A 2,895-nucleotide genomic window follows, 5' to 3' on the forward strand; every position below is an offset into this window, starting at 1 on the left:
CCCGTTCGTACGTCTGTACCGCCTGCTCCTCGATCTCCGGGTGGTACCAGGTGCTGATCTGGTACGACTTCCCCTCCACGTCGAAGCCGAGCAGCCTGGCGTGCCAGGGGGTTCCGTCCAGGGTGAAGGTGTACTCCCAGACGACGGCCGGGTGATCCTGGTACGTCGTCTCCCCGAGGCTGATCTTCGTGTAGTCCTGGCCCTGGCGGGCGTTGCGTTCCGACTGCTCCCAGGTCTGCAGCAACTCGCCCCGCGCGAGGGAGGACTTGGCCAGCAGTTCCTGCCGGCCGTCGGGGGATGTGTAGTGCACCTCGGCGCCCGTCTTCACGTCCCGGCGCCAGCCCCTGGGCGTCGCCCACGCGTATCCGCCCGCCTCCTCGTGCGCCCCGGGCGGCAGGCTGCGCGGGCGGGAGGTGCCCTCGACGGTGGGTTCGGGGGAGGTCTCGGGGAAGGTCTCCGTGGGGGTGGCGGGCCGCGAGGCCGAGGCCGAGGGGACGGCACTTGCCGAGGTGTCACGCGATGACCCGGGAGTGGCCGTGTTCTTGTCGTCGGGTGAGTCCGCCGTCACTGCCAGGACCAGCCCCACCACCGCCCCCACGGTGACCAGCCCCGCGGCCAGCATGCCCGGACGGCGGCGACCGTGACCCTGGTGCGGGGCCGTCGGCAGGGCAGCCGCCTGCTGCGAGTGCTTCGGGAGTTGTTCCGCCGGTCGCTTCTCGGTCAACGCCTGGGCCTGCGACCGTGCCTGTGCCTGGGCCACCGTCCGCGTGTGCGTCTGTGCTCGGATCAGTGAGACCCCGGCGGTGCGTGTGGGGATCGCCGAACCGGCCTCGGACCGTATCTCGGAGGGGACTTCGGTAGAGGCGTTGGACACCTCGGGGGGCGCGGTTCCCAGGGCGGGGGTGACGGTCGTCCGTGCGGCGGGTATCGCGTCCCTCGGCGACTGGGGCTCGGGGTCCCGCCGCTCCCGTTCCCGCTCCCGCTCCGGTTCAGGTGCAGGTCCAGGACCAGGTGCAGGTTCCTCCGGTGACTGTTCCCGCTGCTGCCGTACGGCCCGTACCAAGGATGCGTCCAGGTACGCGGGGGTCGGCGCGTCCGCGTTCGCCCGTACGGGAGTTGGGGGCGCCGGCTCCTCGGAGGGATGCGGCTCCGGGAACGCCACCGGCCTCAGTGCTCGCTCCACGTCTTCCAAGGTGGGCCTGGCCGACGGTTCCTTCTCCAGGAGGGCGGCCAGGGCGTCGTGCAACGGGCCTGCGGTGGCGGGGAGTTCGGGGTCCTCGTACAGGACCGCGTGCAGGGTCGCCAGGGTGATTTCGCGGGAGAACGGGGAGCGGCCTCCGAGCGCCGCGCAGAGTGTCGCGCCGAGGGACCACACGTCGGAGGGCGGGCCCTGGTGCTGGCCCGACACCCGCTCCGGCGCCATGTAGTCGGGGGATCCCACGAGCATCCCGACCATCGTGAGGGCCTTCGCGTCCTGGATGGCGGCGATACCGAAGTCGGTGAGGACGACCCGCCCCTCGCGTCGTTCCACGAGGACGTTGCCCGGTTTGATGTCGCGGTGCAGTACGCCCCCGGCATGCACCTGGCGCAGTGCCGAGACCAGGCTGAGGCCGAGGCGGGCTGTGTCACGCGGGCCCAACGGGCCATCCGCGACGAGAAGTTGTTCGAGGGAGCGGCCGTCGACCAGTTCCATGACGATCCACAGCCGCTCACCCTCGTCCACGACGTCGTACACCCGCACGACGTTCGGGTGGTCGATCCGGGCCGTCGCCCTGGCCTCGCGGAGCGTGCGTTCGCGACGGGTACGGGTGTCCTCCGCGTCGAGTCCGTCGATGCGCATTTCCTTGACCGCCACCGGCCTGTCGAGCATTTCGTCGACGGCCCGCCACACCCGCCCCATTCCCCCCTGACCGATACTTTCGACCAGCCGATATCGGCCTGTCACCAACAGCCCCGGAACCCCGCCGCCCATATTCCCCGACAATCCCCTGCACCCCCTCAACGCACGCCCCACCAGAACCACAATGGTCACACTTCGTGCCGTACCAGCATAGTGGCGAGAAATCTTGTGGTACCTCTTCAGGGACCGCGAATTCAGGCGCGGTCCAGGGGGATCCAAGGGGGACGAACATGAGTTCTGGTCGCACGACGGTCATCGCGGGATCGCTGCTCACGGCATCTTTCTCGGCCGTGATGATCCTTTCCTTCACCGCCAGCGCGGATGACCAGGGGCCCGGAAGCAACAAGGGGGGAAAGGCCGTCGACGCGGCGCCGACGGGCGTCAAGTTGACCACACAGTTGCCCGAAAGTATTTCGGTCGACAACAGTTCGAAGAAAACGGCACTCACCGCCACCGTAAAGAACGAGGGGAGCAAGGACAGCGGTGACATCAGGCTTTTGGTCGTGGGATTCGACGGCCTGACGGTCAAGAACGTTCAGGGCTGCTCGGAAATCGCCGAAGGAGATCTGCCGGAGGGATCGAACAGCGGTTTCAGCTGCGCCGTCGGAAATCTCGCGGCCGGCAAGTCGACGTCGTACGACGTCGACGCGACGTTCGACCTGGGCAAGACCGGCAAGATCTGTCTGCCCGTCCAGACCGCCGACGGGTCGAAGACGTTCTGGCAGCAGGGCCCGGTCCCGTTCGGTACGACCAACCCGTCGCCGAACGCGCCGGCCACGCCGTTGCTGCTCGGCACCGACAACAAGCCGGTGGCGCCCGGCGGCGACGAACTGCCGAGGACCGGCCCGGCACGCGACCTGCTCCCGCTCGGCGCGGTCGGCGCGGCGCTGCTGTCCGCCGGGGCGGCGGGCATGTGGTGGTCGCAGCGGCGGCCTCAGCAGCAGGGCTGATCGCTCGCGGGGCTGATCGGTGAGCCCTGATCGGTGAACGGGTGA

At 69.3% G+C, this 2,895-nt stretch carries 2 protein-coding genes; one reads left to right on the plus strand and one right to left on the minus strand.

The window, feature by feature from the left end:
• A partial coding sequence (locus STRTUCAR8_RS49245; RefSeq protein ID WP_044471635.1) for a serine/threonine-protein kinase occupies positions 1 to 1,900 on the minus strand: 1,900 nt, incomplete at its 3' end.
• A 230-nt stretch (positions 1,901 to 2,130) separates the two neighbouring features.
• Between STRTUCAR8_RS49245 and STRTUCAR8_RS04685 the strand changes: the two genes are divergently transcribed.
• The gene (locus STRTUCAR8_RS04685; RefSeq protein ID WP_006374285.1) at positions 2,131 to 2,850 is read left to right on the plus strand and encodes a hypothetical protein; all 720 of its coding nucleotides are present in this window, start codon (positions 2,131 to 2,133) and stop codon (positions 2,848 to 2,850) included.
• Positions 2,851 to 2,895: the final 45 nt, after the last annotated feature.

Origin of the sequence: Streptomyces turgidiscabies Car8 (genome assembly GCF_000331005.1) — a bacterium.
In the GTDB taxonomy this organism is placed as follows: Bacteria; Actinomycetota; Actinomycetes; order Streptomycetales; family Streptomycetaceae; genus Streptomyces; species Streptomyces turgidiscabies.